This is a genomic window from Salinibacterium sp. SWN167, assembly GCF_015864665.1.
GTDB lineage: Bacteria > Actinomycetota > Actinomycetes > Actinomycetales > Microbacteriaceae > Rhodoglobus.
This window is the reverse complement of sequence record NZ_JADYWU010000002.1, coordinates 381,776-399,617: the sequence shown is the minus strand read 5'-3', so window position 1 is coordinate 399,617 and position 17,842 is coordinate 381,776. Positions and strand designations below refer to the sequence as shown.

Sequence of the window (17,842 nt, the reverse complement as noted above, 5' to 3'; positions counted from 1 at the left end):
GGCTGCGCTACGCAGCGCGGGCGATAGCAAGGAAATCGTGCACCGTGAGCTCCTCGCCCCGAGCCGTCGGCGCGACACCCGCCGCAATGAGACGGTCGGAGGCAGCAGTCGAGCTGCCCAACAGACTCGAGAGCGACTGACGCAACATTTTGCGACGCTGCTGGAAGGCGGCATCCACGAGAGCGAACGTTGCTTTGCGTTCTTCTATTGAGCCGGGCTGTTCGCGGCGTTCGAAGCGCACGAGCACAGAGTCGACATTGGGCACAGGCCAGAACACTTGACGGCTCACGAGGCCGGCCGTAGAGAACTCGCCGTACCAGGCAGCCTTGATGCTCGGCGAACCATAAACCTTGCTGCCGGGGCCTGCCGCGACACGGTTGCCCACTTCGGCCTGCACCATGACGAGACCACGGTCGAGCGAATCGAAGTGCTCCAAGAAGTGCAGCAGCACGGGAACCGACACGTTGTAGGGCAGGTTAGCGACGAAAACACGGGGTTCGTCGGGCAGCTCGGTGACGCGCAACGCGTCGTCGGTGATGACCGTGAGCTGAGCATCCGGTTGCATCTGGCTGACCGTAATCGGCAACTGGGCGGCGAGGCGCTTATCGATTTCGACGGCGACGACGGATGCCCCGGTCTCGAGCAACCCGAGCGTGAGTGATCCCAGCCCTGGCCCGACCTCGACCACCGTCTCACCCGAGACGACGTGCGCGGCCTTCACAATGCGGCGCACCGTGTTGGGATCAATGACAAAGTTTTGGCCCAACTTCTTGGTGGGCTGGATGCCGAGCAGATCAGCGAGATCGCGGATCTCGGCGGGACCGAGCAAAGTATTCATCGCGTGCCTGCATTCTCGGGAAGTTCGGTGTCCCACGAGCCATAAACGGCCTCCGTGGTGGCGGCCAGCTGAGCCGAAAGCTCGAGCTCGGTGATCTCGAGGTGAGCGGCCATTGCGCGCACCGTGTACGGCATCAGGTAGGGAGCATTCGGCCGCCCGCGCAGCGGATGCGGCGTGAGGTACGGGGCGTCGGTCTCGACCATGATGCGGTCGAGATCGATCACCGAGAGCGCTTCGCGAAGGTTTGCCGCGTTCTTGAACGTGACTGTGCCCGCGAATGACAAGAACCAGCCGTTATCGGCGGCAATGCGCGCCATCGCCGCATCGCCCGAGAAGCAGTGGAAGACGGTGCGTTCGGGAGCACCGACGCGCAGCAGCGTCTCGATGACCTCGTCATGGGCGTCGCGATCGTGAATCTGCAGCGCCAGGCCGTGCCGCTTGGCAATCGCAATGTGCTCTTCAAAAGAACGGAATTGCGCGGGGCGGCCCGCGTCATCCGTGCGGAAAAAGTCGAGACCCGTTTCGCCGATGGCACGCACGCGAGGAAGCGCGGCAAGTTCATCGATGACGGCGAGCGCGGCATCCAACTCCCCTGCTGCGTCGAGTTCGGGAGCATCGTTCGGGTGAATCGCTACCGCGGCGAGAACCTGAGGGTTGGTGGCAGCGAGCTCAGCCGACCATCGACTCGTCGCCACATCGGTACCAACCTGCACGACGCCACGCACACCGACCGAGGCTGCGCGCGCGAGGTGCTCGGTGAAGTCGAGCGCTCCGTCGGGCCCGCCGTCAGCAATCTCAAGGTGCGTGTGATTGTCGTAGACAACGCCCTCGAGAGGCTCGGGAAGCGGCGGATACTGCGTCTTCTCAGAGGCCTTCTCGTCGGCGATGCGATGACGCTGCCTAATGAACGGTTCGGTCACGCCGTGCCGCTCTCGGCATCCACTTCAATGCGCGGGAACAGCGACGATTCAAGCGCGGTCACGCGACCAGTGTTCGACCAGTTCGTGGCATCGTCGATGCGCTGCTCGCGCAGTTCACCAACACCACCAATGGCCTGCCACAGCTTTTCAGTTGCCTTCGGCAGCACCGGCGACAACAGAATCGCTAGAGTGCCCAGACCGTTAACGGTGGTGGCCAGCACAGTGCCGAGACGCTCGCGGTTGGCGGGGTCTTTCGACAGCGCCCACGGCTCTTGCTCGGTGATGTACCCGTTGAGTTCATCCACGAGCTCCCAGACCGAGGCCAGCGCTTCGTTGATCGCAAATTTGTCGATGAAGGCATTCGACTGCTCGGTCGCACGCTTCTGCGTAGCAATAATCGCTTCGTCGGATGCCGTGAGCTCACCGAGCGTCGGAATTTCACCATCGAAGTACTTATTCACCATCGCAATGACACGCGAGGCGAGGTTGCCGAAGCCGTTGGCCAGCTCTGACTGGTAGCGCGCACTCAGGTCTTCCCAGCTGAAGGAGCCATCTTGGCCGAAGGTGATGGCGCTCATGAAGTAGTAACGGAACGCATCCGAACCGAACGTGTCGGTGATTTGGCTCGGAGCAATACCGGTGAGCTTCGACTTGGACATCTTCTCGCCACCGACGAGCAACCAGCCGTGGCCGAAGACAGCGCGGGGCACGGGCAGGCCGGCAGCCATGAGCATGGCGGGCCAGATAACGGCGTGGAAGCGAGCGATGTCTTTTCCGACGAGTTGCACGGCAGGCCAGCGTTTCGCGAACTGCTCGTCGTCGACGCCATAGCCGATGGCGCTCACGTAGTTGAGCAGGGCGTCGAACCAGACATACACGACGTGGGTTTCATCCCACGGAACCTTGACACCCCAGTCGAAGCTGGAACGCGAAATGGAGAGGTCGTCGAGCCCCTGCTTCACGAACTGCACGATTTCGTTGCGCACGCTCGCGGGCTGCACGAAGTCGGGCTGGCTCTCGTAAAGATCGAGCAGCTTCTGCCCGAAGTCACTCATCCGGAAGAAGTAGTTCTTCTCTTTGAGGATTTCAACGGGGCGCGAGTGGATCGCACACACCAGTTGGCCTTTGTATTCTCCGTCGGCGGCCGTGACGAGGTCGTCGAGCTGCTTGTACTCTTCGCAGCCAACGCAGTAGTAGCCCTCGTATTCGCCGGCATAAATGTGGCCGTCGTCATAGAGGCGCTGCAGGAAGGTCGAGACCGCCTTCTCGTGGCGCTCATCGGTCGTGCGAATGAAGTCATCGTTGGCGATGTCGATCGTCTCGAGCAGCGGCTGCCAGGAGTCGGCGACGAGACGGTCGGCCCACTCTTGCGGAGTCGTGTTGTTCGCGACGGCGGTGCGCAGAATCTTTTGACCGTGCTCATCGGTGCCCGTGAGCAACCAGGCGTCTTCACCCCGCTGACGGTGCCAGCGCGCGAGAACATCGGCGGCCACCTCCGTGTAGGCGTGCCCAATGTGGGGAACGTCGTTCACATAGAAAATGGGCGTCGCAATATAGAAGGAGTCGCCGGCAGACATGCCCCTATTCTATTCGCCTGTGTCGGTCCGTTACGCCGAGCGCGCTCTGAGCGCAGCGGAGACGGGCCGAGATCGAGTCGTGAGTCGGATGACCGCTCCCCTCGATGTGGGAACGTGTGGTTTTTTCTGTATTTGTGTTGCATTGCCCCGCTAACAGGCGTAGCCTCGCAGAAACGCAGTCGGGTGCGTTGATAGTCAAAGGGGATCACGGAATGTACGCAGAAGAGCGGCAACAGCACATAGAGGGCAAGCTTGCTGAAGCCGGTCGCGTCGCCGTAATCGACCTCGCTCGCACGTTCGAGGTGTCAAGTGAAACGGTCCGTCGAGACCTCGACCAGCTCGAAGCACGAGGCGTATTGCGCCGCGTGCACGGAGGAGCGGTCTCGGCGGCACGGATCAGTCGGGTAGAAGAAAGCGTTGCCGCCCGCACCGATCGCAACGCCGACGCGAAAGAACGCATTGCGGTGGCCGCGATGGCCCTTATTCCGTCCAGCTTTACCGGCGCGATCAGTATCGATGGCGGAACGACCACGAGCCGTCTTGCCCAGCAGCTCGCACGCTGGGTGCCCGAGACATCCGCAGGCTCCCTCACGGTTATCACCCACTCCATTTTCATTGCCGCCATTGTCAGCGAGAACCCGCACATCGACGTTCAGGTCGTCGGAGGTCGGCTGCGAGGCATCACAGGCGTTGCGGTGGGAGCGACAACCCTGAACCAGCTGGCGAGCATCCGCCCCGATATTGCTTTTGTAGGCGCCAATGGCCTGCACGCCGACTTCGGCTTCAGCACCCCTGACCCCGACGAGGCTGCCGTCAAAAGTGCTCTCACGCGGGGTTCGCGCCGCGCTATTGCCCTCGTTGACAGTTCGAAGCTCGGCATTGAAACGCTCATGAGCTTCGCCGCGCTCGCAGAGGTCGACACGATCATCACGGAGCAGTCGCCCGACGATGACCTCACCGGTGCCCTCGAGCGCGCGGATGTCGAAATGGTGATCGCATGATCGTCACTGTTACGGCCAACCCCAGCCTCGATCGCACGATCGAACTCGCGGCTGCTCTGGATCGCGGCGGAGTACAGCGCTCGGTCTCGAGCAGCGAGCAGCCGGGCGGCAAGGGCGTCAACGTCTCGCGGGCACTCATCGCTTCGGGCCTTGACACGGTTGCCGTGCTTCCGGGAGATGACTCCGACCCCATGTTGGTGGCGTTGCGCGCCGAACACACGCCGACCGCTGGACTGCCGATCAGGGGTCGCGTGCGCTCCAACGTGACGATCACTGAGCCAGATGGCACGACCACCAAGATCAACGAGCCCGGCCCGCAGCTCACCGCTGACGATGATGCCGCGCTCATCGACCTTGTGGTCTCGCACGCTCGCCGCGCTGAATGGGTTGTTCTTGCTGGCTCGCTTCCTCCCGGCCTGAGCGACGACTTTTATGTGCGCGTCATTAAGGCCATTCGCACTGCCGCTGCTGACGATACGGCTGCTGCCGCGCGCCCGCGCATCGCCGTCGATTCCTCCGGCGCCCCCATGCTGGCGCTCATCAAATCTGGAATTGGCGTCGACCTCATCAAGCCCAACGCCGAAGAGCTCGCCGAAATGACCGGTCTTCCCGACACTTTCGAAGACGATCCGGATGCCGCGGCCGCCGCCGCTCTCACGCTCGTGCACCGCGGCTGCCGTGCCGTTCTCGCGACCCTCGGTTCACGCGGAGCCCTTCTCGTGACCGCCGGCGAGACCTGGCGCGCGACCATGCCGCCCGTTGCGGCCAAGAGCACCGTCGGCGCCGGAGACGCCTCCCTCGCCGGTTACCTTCTCGCCGACCAGCGCGGTGCTGCCCCCGAACGACGCCTCGCGCAGGCCGTCGCGCACGGAGCAGCCGCCGCCTCCCTGCCCGGCAGCACCATGCCGAGCCCCGAAGACACCACCCCCACCGCCGCTGACGTGCACCTACTCAGCCGCCCCACCGCACCATAAACCTCAGCATCCCCACTGCTGGATACAAGGAGAAAGCAATGTCGCACCTCATCACCACCGACCTCGTGTTGTTGGATGCCGATCTCGGCACCGACCGCGAAGGAGTCATTCGCGCGCTGACGAATCTCGTCGCCGAGCAGGGCCGCGCCACGAACGCGGAGTCACTCTTTGACGACGCGTGGGCTCGTGAGCAACTGACCGATACCGGAGTTCCTGGCGGTATCGCGATTCCTCACTGCCGTTCCGAAGCCGTTACCGAAGCAACCCTCGTGATGGCACGCCTCACGCCTGCCGTTGACTTTGGTGCCGCGGATGCTCCCGCCGACCTCATCTTCTTGATCGCTGCTCCCGCCGGCGCCGACCAAGAACACCTCACGGTGCTCTCCGCTCTCGCCCGCTCGCTCGTGAACCCCGAGTTCGTTGATAGCTTGCGCGCTGCGAAAACTCGCGAAGACATCGTTGCGCTCGTGGAGCAAGCCACAGCGCCGGAAGAGAAGGCTGCGCCTGCTGCTGCTGGCGGTGGCCGCGCTACTAGCGCTGGCGACGCTACCGCTACCGCTACAGCTGGCACCGACGGCGCCGCACGCCCCGTGCTCGTCGCTGTCACCGCGTGCCCCACTGGCATCGCCCACACCTACATGGCCGCCGATTCACTCGCCGCCGCCGCAGAACGTGCTGGCGTGGAACTCCACGTCGAGACTCAGGGTTCGTCGGGGGCAACGCCGCTGGATCCTGCGGTTATTGCTGCGGCATCCGCTGTCATCTTTGCTGTCGATGTGGATGTTCGTGACAAGGCCCGCTTCGCCGGCAAGGCTCTCGTGCAGTCGCCCGTGAAGCGCGGCATTGATGCACCAGACGCGATGATCGCGGAAGCCCTTGCCGCTGCCAGCGACCCCAACGCTGCTCACGTCGCCGGTGGCGAAGCGGCCAGCGAAAGCACGAGCAACACCTCCGACGAGCACTTCGGGCAGACGGTGAAACGCGCTCTGCTCACCGGTGTGAGCTACATGATTCCGTTCGTGGCCGGTGGCGGTCTGCTGATCGCCCTCGGTTTCTTGCTCGGTGGCTACTTGATCACCGACACCGCGGCCGACATCGTCACTCAGAACAGCCTGTGGAACCTGCCCGACGGCGGAGTCGCTGCCTACCTCGGTGCTGCGGCCTTCCAGATCGGTGCGGCCTCAATGGGCTTCCTCGTACCCGCCCTTGCCGGTTACATCGCCTATGCGATTGCTGATCGCCCCGGCATCGCCCCCGGTTTCACCGCCGGAGCCGTCGCTGGCCTCATGGGTGCTGGCTTCCTCGGCGGAATCGTCGGTGGACTCCTCGCCGGTGTTGCCGCTCACTGGCTCGCTCAGCGCAAGACCGCGGCCTGGTTCCGCGGCCTCATGCCCGTCGTCGTGATCCCGCTGCTGGCGTCGATCTTCGCCTCCGGCCTCATGGTGCTGATCCTCGGCGGACCGATTGCGTCGCTCACCGTTGCTCTGAACAACTTCCTCAACGGCCTCACCGGTGCATCCGCTGTCGTCCTTGGTCTCATTCTGGGAGCCATGATGGGCTTCGACCTCGGTGGCCCCGTGAACAAGGTCGCGTACGCCTTTGCGGTCGCTGGCCTCGGTGCCGGTGCAATCGACAACCAAGCACCGTGGATGATCATGGCCGCCGTCATGGCATCGGGAATGGTTGCACCTCTCGCGATGGCTCTCGCCTCCACCGTGCTCGCTCGCCGTCTGTTCTCGCCCGTCGAGAAAGAAAACGGCAAGGCAGCCTGGTTGCTCGGCGCTTCGTTCATCTCGGAGGGCGCCATCCCGTTTGCTGCTGCTGACCCGCTGCGCGTGATCCCCGCAAGTGCCATCGGTAGCGCTGTTACGGGTGGAATCATCATGGCCGTCGGAGTCACCTCGCAGGCACCGCACGGTGGTGTTTTCGTGTTCTTCGCCATCAACCCGTTCCCAATGTTCCTGCTCGCGATTGCCGCTGGAACCGTCGTTACCGCCCTCATCGTCGTCGCCCTCAAGCGCTTCGTGCGCAAGAGCAGCACTGTCACTGACGCGGATGCGCAGGTGCCCGTCGCGGCATAACGTCGTAGGCTTCATCTACGCAACGCTGCCGCTCGTTCGCCGAGAGCTACACGTCGAGGCGTCGAATGAGGGAGATTCAATGAAGATCACCGAAAGCGTGCATATTGAGGCGCCGACGGAACGCGTCTTCGAGATTTTCACTGATCTCGACAACACACCCTCCCGAGTCAGCGGCATCCTTTCCCTCGAAGTACTCGAGGGCCCTGCGCAGCTCGCTGTCGGCACAAAGTGGCGTGAGACCCGCGTGTTTGCGGGAAAAGAAGCCACCGAAGTGATGTGGGTGACCGCGTGTGAGCAGGATGTGTCGTACACCGTCGATGCGCAGTCGCACGGCATGCACTACCAGAGCGTGTACCTATTCACGCCGAGTCACGGTGGAACTCGGATGGACTACCGCTTCACGATGACACCGCTCACCTTCGGGGCACGTCTCATGAGCGTGGTCGGATTGATCTTCCTCGGAGCAACAAAGAAGGCGCTCACTCAAGACCACCACGAATTGATGGTTGCGTGCGAGTCAGCGGCCTAAACCGCTCACGGTGACAACGATCCTTCGCTTCAGCGGTGGGTTGGTCGTCGGATCGATCCGCGAGGTTACGGCTTGGAGCGCAAGGCCGCTTCGTAGAGTTCGCGCTTGCTGAGCCCGGTTTGCTCGGCCACTTCAGTTGCCGCGTCTTTCAGGCGGGCACCATCGGCGACCAGCGCGAGCACGTAAGTGACTGCGGTGGGGAGATCGGAGGTCGCGGGCGGCGCACCCTCGACAACGAGACAGATTTCGCCCCGAGCTCCGTCTTTGAACTTGGCCGCGAGCTCGGCGGCGGTGCCCCGAGCAACCTCTTCATACATTTTCGTGAGCTCGCGGCAGACTACCGCGCGACGGTCATCGCCGAGGGCGGTGGCGAGGTCGGCGAGCGCCGCGGGCAAACGGTTGGGGCTCTCGAAAAACACCATCGTGCGCTCTTCGCGAGCGAGGGTGCGAAAGTAGGCGACGCGGCCCTTGCGCGGCAGAAATCCTTCGAAGCTGAAGCGGTCGGTCGGCAGGCCCGAGACAGCGAGGGCGGTGAGGACTGCACTCGGTCCGGGCAGAGCAGTGACGGTGACTCCGGCAGCGGCAGCGGCTGAAACGAGAGGGAATCCGGGATCACTAATGGCGGGCATCCCCGCATCACTGAGAACGAGAACATCGGCGTCGCGAGCCAACTCAACGATCTCGGCGGCCTTTTCTGACTCGTTGTGTTCGTGCAGCGGGATGAGCCGCGGCCGGTTGTCGATGCCGAGAGCGCGCATGAGATGGATGGTCGTGCGGGTGTCTTCGCTCGCGATCACCTCAGCGTTCGTGAGGGCCTCGATGAGGCGCTGAGACGCGTCGCCAAGGTTGCCGATGGGAGTCGCCGCAAGAATGATCACTCGGCCATTCTCCCACCCGCACTGCGAGCGCAGAATTCGGCTCTCTTTCGCGCGCAGATCACCCCTACTGAGGTCGTAGGGTTGCACTATGTCGACTCGTCCGCCCTTGAGGGGAACACCGCTGGGTGCTGTCATGCTCGTGGTGTTGGGCCTGATCTTTCAGGATGTCGGCGCTTCGGTAGCGGTGCTGCTATTCCCCGAAGTCGGCCCCGCCGGAATGGTGTCGCTGCGCCTCGTTTTCTCGGCCGCGATTCTGCTGGCGATTGCCCGCCCCAACCTGCGCGCCATCTCGAAGCGTGCCTGGCTCATGGCCTTGATATTCGGCATTTCGCTTGGCGGCATGAACCTGCTGTTCTACGAAGCACTCTCGCGCGTTGACCTCGGCGCGACCGTCACGATTGAGGTTCTCGGCCCCCTCGTACTTTCCGTCATCGTTGCCCGCCGGGCCAGCGCCTGGCTGTGGGCGGTACTCGCCTTCGCCGGGGTCGCCCTACTCAGCCTTGGCAGCGTCGGCGCCCTCGACCCCGTCGGCGTTGCCTTCGCGCTCGCCGCCGCCGTGTCATGGGCGGGCTACATTTTGGCGTCCCGCAAAACCGGTCAAGTCTTTGCCGGCTTGGATGGCCTCGCGATCGCCATGGCAATCGGCGCGATCATCAGCCTCCCCTTCGGCATCTCGCAGGCCGGAAGCACTCTGCTGGAACCATCGATTCTGGTGCGCGGCCTCGCGGTCGCCATCTGTTCGTCAGCGATCCCCTACGCCCTCGAACTCATCGCGTTGCGGCGCATCTCTGCTGCCGCATTCTCGGTGCTCATGGCACTGGCTCCCGCTATCGCGACCGGGGCTGGCTTCTTCGTGCTCGGGCAAAGCATCACCCTCGTGCAGGGAGCGGGAATCGCCCTCGTGATCGCGGCCTCCATCGGGGCAGTTCGGGCGGCATCCCGCGTGCCGGGTGCGCCCGGGGCGGGCCCGAACGCACTACTGCCCGAAGAGACCCCGCTGTAGCGGAAGCCTCCCCGGGCAGCGGGAGCGATCGTGAGTTCTTAGCGCTCCGATGATTCGGGCGCTGCGGCAGCAGGCGCTGCACCATCGCTGGTGTCATGCGGATCAGCAGCGTGCATCGGATGGCTACGCTCGAGGGCTGAGCCCTCGACGTCCACACTGGGCAGGATGCGGTCAAGCCAGCGAGGCAACCACCACACCGACTTGCCGAACAGGTGCATCAGGGCCGGAACCAACATCATCCGCACGACAAAGGCGTCAAAGAGCACACCGACGGCGAGACCGAAGCCAAGCGGGCGAACGATCGCCAGGTGCGAGAAGACGAAGCCTCCGAAGACGGCAATCATGATGATCGCCGCGGCGGTGACGACGGCACGACCACTGCGGAGACCGCTCATGACGGCAGCCTTAGCCGGCACACCGTGGATGTACGCTTCGCGCATTCCCGAGACGAGGAACAGTTGGTAGTCCATGGCGAGGCCGAACAGCACACCCATGATGATGATCGGGGCAAAGTTCAGCAGCGGGCCAGGGTCGGTCACGCCGAAGAGCGCCCCCAGCCAACCCCACTGGTACACGGCGACCATTGCACCGAACGCCGCCAACAACGACAGCACGTAACCCGCGGTCGCGATCACCGGCACGAGCAGCGAACGGAACACCAGAATCAGGATGATCAGCGACAGCCCAATAACAACCGCGAGGTAGAGCGGCAGCACATCAGCCAGTTTCTCGGAGATGTCGATGTTTCCGCTGGCCGAGCCAGCCACACCGAGCTCGATGTTGCCCGCGAGTGGCGAGCTGTCGCGCAGTTCGTGAACGAGAGCACCCGTCGATTCACTCGAGGGCCCATCGACAGGGATGACTTGGAACGCGAAGTAGTCCGAACTATCCGAGACGCCGATCGGGGCGACAGCCACAACACCGTCAACCGCCAACAACTGGTCAGCGAGATCCGCTTGAGTCTCAAGCTCATCCTCTTCCGCCACGGGGGCGGGAAGAGTGGCGGTCACCAGGAGGGTACCGTTTTGGCCCGCTCCGAATTCTTCGGCGATCGTCGTGTAGGTGCGGTACTGCGTCGAATCGGCGGGCTCTGACGAACCATCTGGGAGCCCTAGGCGCATCGAAAGCGCCGGGATGGCCACGATCAACAGACCGAGCGTCGCCACGATCAGCATGACCACAGCGCGACTCGTGCGCATGGCGCGGGCGGGCGGGAGCGTATGCGACTCATGACCAATATTGGCTCGGGCCTTGCGAGAAAGAACTCGCTTGCCCAGCAATGCCAGCAGGGCTGGTGTGAGGCTCACAGCGATCAGCACAGAGATGAAAACGCAGACCGCGCCCACGGTGCCCATAACGCCTAGGAATGGGATACCGCTCACATTGAGCGCGAGCAGGGCGACAAGAACTGTCGACCCGGCAAACAACACCGCGTTGCCGGAGGTGCCGTTGGCGAGCCCGATCGACTCGTGCAGGTCCATTCCTGCCGCGAGTTGACGACGGTGGCGCTGCACAATGAACAGGGTGTAGTCGATGCCGACCGCAAGGCCGAGCATGACGCCCAGGATCGGCGTAACCGAGGTCATATCGACGACTCCGGAGAACGCAAGCGAACCCGCGACACCCACTCCGACACCGATGATCGAGGAGACGATCGGCAGCGTTGCGGGCAAGAACGAACGGAACAACACGAGCAAGACGATGCCGGCCAACAGAACACCGATAAGCTCACCGACGCCCAACAGACCATCGGTCGACGTAGTGATGGATGACGAATAATCGACCGTCACTCCGTCAATGTCGATCGCGTCGAGCTCATCCGCAATCGCTGTCTTCGTGTCTCCGGGAATGTCGAGGAGTTCGCTGTCGAAGGTGATGAGTCCGAGAGCCGTCGCACCGTCGGTAGAGACGAGGCTGATCTCGGATGCGGCATCCATGAGACGCTCGCCGAAGCCGAGTTGCTCCTCTTGTTCGGCCAGCAGCGCAGTGTTCTCGTCAATCGTGGCCTGCTGGGTGTCGATCTCAGCCAACCCGGCATCGATCTGTGCTTGCTGGGCATCGAATTGATCGACGGATGCCTCATAGAAGCCCGCGGCTTGAGCCTGCTCAATCGCAGCATCGAGTTGAGTTTGACCGGCTTCGAGTTCGGTGGCTGCGGCATCCAACTGAGCCTGGCCATCCACTAGCTGCTGCTTGCCGGCGTCGATCTGCTCGCGACCGTCCATGATTTCTTGCGCTTGATCGTCGCGCTGGGCATTGGTCTCGAAGGGGTCGATAACGTCGCTGACATTGTTCTGCGAAGTGAGCTCGGCGAGGGCATCCGTGATGTCGCCCTGTTGTTCGGCGGAGAAGGCGCTGCCATCTTCTGAACCAAAGACGACCGTGGCGGAAATGCCACCAACGTCGCCGAGTTGCTCGGTGAGTTCGTCGGCAACACGTTCAGTTTCCGTGCCGGGAATAGTCATGGTCGACGACAGAGTGCCGCCGAAAACCGCGAAGGCAGCGCCAGCGAGACCGAGAACGGCGAGCCAGCTGATGATGAAGAGCCAAGCGCGGCGAGCCGATAGGCGGCCAAGGCGGTACAGGAGTTCAGCCATGCTGAAGAAAACCTCTCGTCGGGAACACAAAAACGAGCACGTCTTCGGGCCAGACACCAGCCTAAGTCTCCTAGCCTGAGTTTTCCAACACTTGTCGGAAAACTCACCCCTTTGCGGGGTATCTCTGCCATGATCGACGGATGGATGCTCGCGTCGAACGAACCCGGCAAAGCCTGCAACACGCCCTCTTTGCCCTCACTCAAGAGCACCCCTTTGACGAAGTTACCGTCAACCAGATCGTGGAACGTGCGGGCGTAAACCGCAGCAGCTTCTACCAGCACTACTCCGATAAAGAGACACTGCTCGCCTTCGCGATCGAAGCTGCCGCCGATGACGCCGGGGTTCAGCTGGCCGACCTCGACCCCCTCAGCCCCACTCCGCCGCCCGCACTGCTCAGCTATCTCTCTCACGTCGACGCCAACGCCGCCGTGTACACAAGCGCCCTCGGTCCCCGCGGTTCAGCCCTCGTTGCCGCCCGCTTGCGCGCCCGCCTCAACCTCTTTGTGCGCCAAGGAATCATCGACCACGACCCCGCAGCCCCTGAAGGACTCGGCCTCGACATCGCGAGCGCCAGCGTCACCGGCGCCACCTTCGGAATCATCGAGGTGTGGCTCGCCATGACTCCGCGCCCCTCCGCCAGCACCGCCGCCGACTGGATCTGGCAGACCTTCACTGCACCCCACGATCGCTCCGCGCTGAGTACGATTGCCGAGTGAGCCAGACGAACCCGCGCGACTTCGACGACATCCTGTCGGACGAGTCGTCGGCGAGGGCGCTGGAAAATACCGATGCTGCCTCAGTTTCGGAGGCCTCTGGCCGCCACTATGCCGCCGACGAGGGCTCGAGGCTCGATCACTGGTGGGCGGCGCGAAGTCCACTGACCCGGCGCTGGCTCGGCTGGGCTGGGCCGGCGATTGTGGTGCTGATCGCGGCATTCACGCGACTGGTGGGCCTCGGGCATCCGTCGTCGTTGGTATTTGACGAGACCTTTTATGTGAAAGATTCGTGGACGCTCGTGAACCTCGGCTACGAGGCACAGTGGCCAGCCGAAGCGGATGCCCTGTTCAACAGCGGCAAGGTCAACATCTTTCTGAACGACCCGTCGTTTGTGGTGCATCCGCCGCTCGGCAAGTGGCTGATCGGGTTGGGCATGCTGCCGGGCGGAGGCGAAGATCCATTCGGGTGGCGTATTGCGACCGCCATCGTCGGCATTCTCGCGGTCATGGTGCTCATGCTGATCGCCAAGAAACTGTTTGGCTCCACCCTGCTGGCGACTCTCGCCGGGCTTCTGATGGCGATCGATGGCAACGCGATTGTCATGAGCCGGGTCGCGTTGCTCGACAACTTTGTGATGATTTTTGCCCTGCTCGGGGTCGGCGCCATGCTGCTCGATCGCGAGCAATCGGCCACGCGGCTGGCAGTGTGGATTAGTCGCCGCGGGCTCCGCGGCAAGAGCACCGAATGGGGGCCTGCGTTGTGGTGGCGCCCGTGGCTCATCCTCGCCGCCGTCGCCTTCGGGCTTGCCGCCGCCGTTAAATGGAACGGCCTTTACTTCTTGGCCGCTTTCGCCGTCTACAGCCTGGTGGTGGATGCCCTCGCTCGCCGCCAGGCCGGCATCATCTTCTGGGGCTCCGGCACCCTCTTCAAGCAAGCCCCCGTCAGCTTCCTCCTGACCGTGCCGATTGCGCTACTGGTGTACCTCAGCACGTGGACGGGCTGGTTCATCGGTGACAACGGCTACGACCGCAACTGGGCCGAAAGTGACGGCAACGCCTGGACCGGCGCTCTCAGCTGGGTGCCTCTCGACCTGCAAAGCCTGTGGCACTTTCAATCGAGCGTCTACAGCTATCACGTGGGCGAAAGCCGACCACATCCGTATCAGGCAAACCCGCTGACCTGGCTACTGCTTATCCGGCCCACGAGCATGTTCTACGAAAACCTATCCCGCGGCGACGACGGCTGTCTCGCGGATGCCTGTGGTGCCTCTATCTCTGGAATCGCCAACCCCATTATCTGGTGGGCTGCGACCGCGGCCATGCTGTACCTCGTGTACCGACTGGTGCGCTACCGCCAGTGGCAGACCGGCTTCATTCTGATGGGCGTCGCCGCCGGCTACCTGCCGTGGCTGCTCTACCTGAACCGCACCGTGTTCCAGTTCTACACAATCGTGTTCGAGCCGTACCTGATACTGGCGCTTGTGGCGGCGCTCGGGGTGATCATCGGCAGACCCGACGACGATCGCTATCGACGCACGAGCGGGCTCGGCGTCGTGGCCGTCTTTGTCGTCGTCGCCATCGCGGTCAGCGTGTTCTTCTGGCCGCTCTGGACCGGCCAAACCATCGACTACGACCTGCTGCGGCTGCGCTGGTGGCTGCCGACGTGGATCTAGACCGACCACTTTCGTGGCGTTCTGTTACGCCGAAAGACCGCTGGCGGCATCCGTTTCTGTAGCCTGAAGCCATGGCTGATCGCGACTATGGTTTCCGCACGCGTGCAATTCACGCGGGCAACATCCCTGATGCGGCGACGGGCGCTCGCGCTCTGCCGATCTATCAGACCAGTGCCTACGTCTTTGACGACACCGCGGATGCCGCAGCCCGCTTCGCTCTGCAAAAGTACGGCAACATCTATTCCCGGCTGGCCAATCCGACGGTCGCAAGTTTTGAAGAGCGCGTCGCTTCGCTCGAGGGCGGCCTCGGCGCCGTGGCCACCGGCAGTGGACTGAGCGCGCAATTCATCACCTTTGCGGCTCTTGCAGGTGCTGGCGATCACATTGTCTCGAGTGCCAATCTCTATGGCGGTTCGATTACGCAATTGGATGTCACGCTGCGCCGTTTCGGGGTCGAGACCACCTTTGTGCGCTCTTCCGACCCTGCCGACTATGCGGCGGCGATCACCCCAAAGACGAAGCTGATCTTTGCGGAGACCATCGCGAACCCCTCCGGCGAGATCGCCGACATTGAGGGCCTTGCCGAGGTCGCTCATGCCCACAACATTCCTCTCGTGATCGATTCGACGGTCGCGACCCCGTATTTGAGCCGCCCGATCGAGTGGGGCGCCGATATTGTGACTCACTCGGCCACCAAGTTTCTTGGCGGCGCGGGCACCACTCTCGGCGGTGTCGTCGTCGAGAGCGGCCGCTTCGACTGGGCCAACGAGCACTTTCCCCTCTTCGATGAGCCTGTTCCCAGCTATGGCGGCCTCAACTGGAGCGGTAACTTTGGGGAATACGCCTTCCTCACCCGACTGCGCGCTGAGCAGTTGCGCGACATTGGGCCCGCCCTTGCTCCGCACTCGGCCTGGTTACTCGCGACCGGCGTTGAGACCCTCCCTTTCCGGATGCAAGCTCACGTCGACAACGCGCGCATCGTTGCCGAGTGGCTCGAGGCCGACCCGCGCATCGAAACCGTGTACTGGGCTGGCCTGCCGGGGCATCCGCATTTCGAGCGTGCGCAGAAATATTTGCCCAAGGGTGCCGGTTCGGTGTTCTCTTTCGAGGTTCGCGGCGCGGGAACGCAGAACAGCCGGGCCGTCGGCCAGAAGTTCATCGAGAGCGTTGAGCTGGCCAGCCACCTTGCCAACATTGGTGATGCAAAAACGCTCGTGATTCATCCCGCATCAACGACGCATGCGCAGCTCACCGAGCAGCAACTCATCGACGGCGGCGTATTGCCCGGCGTTGTGCGCATCAGCGTCGGAATCGAAGACCCCGAAGACATCATCGCCGATCTCGATCAGGCATTGACCACCGCAGTGAAGGGCTAAGGATGTCGTCAGAAGAAGTGCAGACCACCCAGCTCAGCAACGGGCTCACCTGTGATCTGCCCGCCAGCTCCCCGCTCGCCAAGCTGCTCAAGTCGCAGCGCACGTGGGTGGGACCGGATGCCAAAAAACGTGCCGCGATCCTGCGCGGTGCGAAGTCAATTGCGATTGTGGGGGCCTCCCCCAATCCCTCGCGATCGAGTTCTTTCGTGGGCACCTACCTGCTGCAGTCCACCGACTACCGGGTGTATTTCGTGAACCCCAACGCCGACACGATTCTGGGCCAGAAGGCATACCCCGACCTTGCGTCGCTGCCCGAAGTGCCCGACATCGTCGACGTGTTTCGCAAAGCCAGCGACATCCCCGCCGTCATCGAGGACATACTCGCGATCGGAGCACTGCATGGCCAGAATCCGACCGTGTGGGTGCAGCTCGGAATTTGGAATGAAGAAGCTGCCGTCTACGCCGAATCGCAGGGGCTCACCATCGTCATGGACCGCTGCCTCAAGGTCGAACACGCCCGGTTCAACGGCGGCCTCAACCTCATGGGTTTCGACACCGGGGTTATCTCGTCCCGTCGCGCGGGGCGCTAGTCCGACGCTGGAGCAGGTCCGGCCGGGCGCAGCACGCTAGGCCGATGGAGTCGAATCTCCGCCGAGCTTCTCGCGCACGCTGATCCACGCCGCGCGATCCTCATCGAGGCGTTTCAGAATTTCGTGCAGCTCCGCGATCACAATCGACTGCTGTTGGTTGAGCGCGAACACTTCTTCGATGTCGGCTTTCGCCGCGGCATCCACGTCGTAGTCGTGTTGGGCGAGCGCGGCTGAGATGCTGTCCTGTCGCTTCGCGGCAATGAGCAGAATCGCGCCTTGAAGGCCCGCCAACATGCTCAAGAACAGGTTGAGCAGAATGTAGGGATACGGGTCCCACGTTGCCGCCGTGAGGGAATTGACCGCCGCCCAAATCAGCATGAATGCCATAAAGCTGATGACGAACGCCCAACTGCCCATCGAGTTGCGCAGTCGATCAGCGGCTCGTTGACCGGTGGTGAGCGAATCGTTGTGGGCTCGGTGCCAGTTGCGGGGTGCTTTTCGCGCGCTCAAGATCTTCATGCAGCACAGCCTAGATCGGTGATGTCCTGACGTCACTCGCCGCGACGGTTGTGATGACCGGTCGCGCGAGCGGCGACGCGGTGTAGCGCTGCAGACGTGCAGACGTGCAGACCTGCAGACGTGCAGTAACTTAGCGGTATGGCTGTGGCTCAGACTCGACGGGCGCGTGCTGCACGACGCCGCAAACGCCGGGTCGACGCTGCCGACAACGATCTCACCGCTGAGCAGTGGGAATCGCTCAAACGCGAGTGGGGCGGCTGCGCGTACTGCACCGCTGCTGATTCCACCCTGCAGAAAGACTGCGTTCAACCCATCTCCCGTGGCGGCAGCTATACCGTCGGCAACGTTGTTCCCGCGTGCGGCTCCTGCAACGCGAGCAAAAGCAACAGCGAAGTGACGTCGTGGATGCGCCGTAAAAGCCTCGACGAGCGCGCCTTCCTCACGCAATATGTGCACGTGCGGCAGGCGCTCGGGATTCTGTAGCTCGGCGGCGCTACTGCCCCAGCGGGCTCCCGGCGCGGTATTACTAGCCGCCCCCCGCACGAGAGATGTACATTTGAAACATCAAAA

16 protein-coding genes are annotated in these 17,842 nt (G+C 63.0%); 10 read left to right on the top strand and 6 right to left on the bottom strand.

The window, feature by feature from the left end:
• Nucleotides 1–7: 7 nt before the first annotated feature.
• The 3 genes from rsmA to metG are packed head-to-tail and all read right to left on the bottom strand — an operon-like array spanning nucleotide 8 to nucleotide 3,335.
• The gene (gene rsmA, locus I6E60_RS11775) at nucleotides 8–838 is read right to left on the bottom strand and encodes a 16S rRNA (adenine(1518)-N(6)/adenine(1519)-N(6))-dimethyltransferase RsmA (RefSeq protein ID WP_197180495.1); all 831 of its coding nucleotides are present in this window, start codon (nucleotides 836–838) and stop codon (nucleotides 8–10) included.
• Entirely contained in the window at nucleotides 835–1,758 is a 924-nt protein-coding gene (locus I6E60_RS11770) for a TatD family hydrolase (RefSeq protein ID WP_197180493.1), read from the bottom strand. The genes rsmA and I6E60_RS11770 overlap by 4 nt, the downstream gene beginning before the upstream one ends.
• Nucleotides 1,755–3,335, bottom strand: coding sequence for a methionine--tRNA ligase (metG, locus tag I6E60_RS11765; RefSeq protein WP_197125720.1), 1,581 nt, complete (start codon nucleotides 3,333–3,335; stop codon nucleotides 1,755–1,757). Before metG ends, I6E60_RS11770 begins: the two co-directional genes overlap by 4 nt.
• A 212-nt stretch (nucleotides 3,336–3,547) precedes the next feature.
• Between metG and I6E60_RS11760 the strand changes: the two genes are divergently transcribed.
• The 4 genes from I6E60_RS11760 to I6E60_RS11745 all read left to right on the top strand — a co-directional run bounded on the left by I6E60_RS11760 (nucleotide 3,548) and on the right by I6E60_RS11745 (nucleotide 7,920).
• Nucleotides 3,548–4,336 (top strand): DeoR/GlpR family DNA-binding transcription regulator, encoded by a 789-nt coding sequence (locus I6E60_RS11760; protein ID WP_197180491.1) that lies wholly within the window; start codon nucleotides 3,548–3,550, stop codon nucleotides 4,334–4,336.
• Complete coding sequence (locus tag I6E60_RS11755; protein ID WP_197180489.1) at nucleotides 4,333–5,310, top strand: 1-phosphofructokinase family hexose kinase; 978 nt, start codon at nucleotides 4,333–4,335, stop codon at nucleotides 5,308–5,310. The genes I6E60_RS11760 and I6E60_RS11755 overlap by 4 nt, the downstream gene beginning before the upstream one ends.
• A 38-nt stretch (nucleotides 5,311–5,348) precedes the next feature.
• Entirely contained in the window at nucleotides 5,349–7,391 is a 2,043-nt protein-coding gene (locus I6E60_RS11750) for a fructose-specific PTS transporter subunit EIIC (protein WP_197180487.1), read from the top strand.
• A 79-nt stretch (nucleotides 7,392–7,470) separates the two neighbouring features.
• Nucleotides 7,471–7,920, top strand: coding sequence for an SRPBCC family protein (locus I6E60_RS11745; protein WP_197125728.1), 450 nt, complete (start codon nucleotides 7,471–7,473; stop codon nucleotides 7,918–7,920).
• A 65-nt stretch (nucleotides 7,921–7,985) separates the two neighbouring features.
• On the opposite strand, the gene rsmI is transcribed toward I6E60_RS11745, so the two are convergent.
• Nucleotides 7,986–8,798 (bottom strand): 16S rRNA (cytidine(1402)-2'-O)-methyltransferase, encoded by an 813-nt coding sequence (rsmI, locus tag I6E60_RS11740; protein ID WP_197125730.1) that lies wholly within the window; start codon nucleotides 8,796–8,798, stop codon nucleotides 7,986–7,988.
• Nucleotides 8,799–8,931: 133 nt separating this feature from the next.
• Between rsmI and I6E60_RS11735 the strand changes: the two genes are divergently transcribed.
• Nucleotides 8,932–9,801, top strand: coding sequence for a DMT family transporter (locus tag I6E60_RS11735; RefSeq protein ID WP_197126382.1), 870 nt, complete (start codon nucleotides 8,932–8,934; stop codon nucleotides 9,799–9,801).
• 38 nt (nucleotides 9,802–9,839) lie between these two features.
• Here I6E60_RS11735 and I6E60_RS11730 read toward each other — a convergent pair whose 3' ends face one another.
• Nucleotides 9,840–12,398: an MMPL family transporter gene (locus I6E60_RS11730; RefSeq protein WP_197180485.1), complete on the bottom strand. Its 2,559-nt coding sequence runs from the start codon at nucleotides 12,396–12,398 to the stop codon at nucleotides 9,840–9,842.
• A 140-nt stretch (nucleotides 12,399–12,538) separates the two neighbouring features.
• Here I6E60_RS11730 and I6E60_RS11725 point away from each other — a divergent pair, with 140 nt between their 5' ends.
• The 4 genes from I6E60_RS11725 to I6E60_RS11710 all read left to right on the top strand — a co-directional run bounded on the left by I6E60_RS11725 (nucleotide 12,539) and on the right by I6E60_RS11710 (nucleotide 16,753).
• Nucleotides 12,539–13,114: a TetR/AcrR family transcriptional regulator gene (locus I6E60_RS11725; protein WP_197125742.1), complete on the top strand. Its 576-nt coding sequence runs from the start codon at nucleotides 12,539–12,541 to the stop codon at nucleotides 13,112–13,114.
• Nucleotides 13,111–14,787 carry a dolichyl-phosphate-mannose--protein mannosyltransferase gene (locus I6E60_RS11720; protein ID WP_197180483.1) on the top strand — a complete coding sequence of 559 codons (1,677 nt, stop codon included), beginning with the start codon at nucleotides 13,111–13,113 and terminating at the stop codon, nucleotides 14,785–14,787. The genes I6E60_RS11725 and I6E60_RS11720 overlap by 4 nt, the downstream gene beginning before the upstream one ends.
• A gap of 71 nt (nucleotides 14,788–14,858) precedes the next feature.
• The gene (locus tag I6E60_RS11715; protein WP_197125747.1) at nucleotides 14,859–16,163 is read left to right on the top strand and encodes an O-acetylhomoserine aminocarboxypropyltransferase/cysteine synthase family protein; all 1,305 of its coding nucleotides are present in this window, start codon (nucleotides 14,859–14,861) and stop codon (nucleotides 16,161–16,163) included.
• Nucleotides 16,164–16,165: 2 nt separating this feature from the next.
• Entirely contained in the window at nucleotides 16,166–16,753 is a 588-nt protein-coding gene (locus I6E60_RS11710) for a CoA-binding protein (protein WP_197180481.1), read from the top strand.
• A gap of 36 nt (nucleotides 16,754–16,789) precedes the next feature.
• Here I6E60_RS11710 and I6E60_RS11705 read toward each other — a convergent pair whose 3' ends face one another.
• Nucleotides 16,790–17,272 (bottom strand): DUF1003 domain-containing protein, encoded by a 483-nt coding sequence (locus tag I6E60_RS11705; RefSeq protein ID WP_197180479.1) that lies wholly within the window; start codon nucleotides 17,270–17,272, stop codon nucleotides 16,790–16,792.
• Between the two features lie 138 nt (nucleotides 17,273–17,410).
• Here I6E60_RS11705 and I6E60_RS11700 point away from each other — a divergent pair, with 138 nt between their 5' ends.
• Nucleotides 17,411–17,755, top strand: coding sequence for an HNH endonuclease (locus I6E60_RS11700; RefSeq protein ID WP_197180477.1), 345 nt, complete (start codon nucleotides 17,411–17,413; stop codon nucleotides 17,753–17,755).
• The last annotated feature ends 87 nt before the right edge of the window (nucleotides 17,756–17,842 follow it).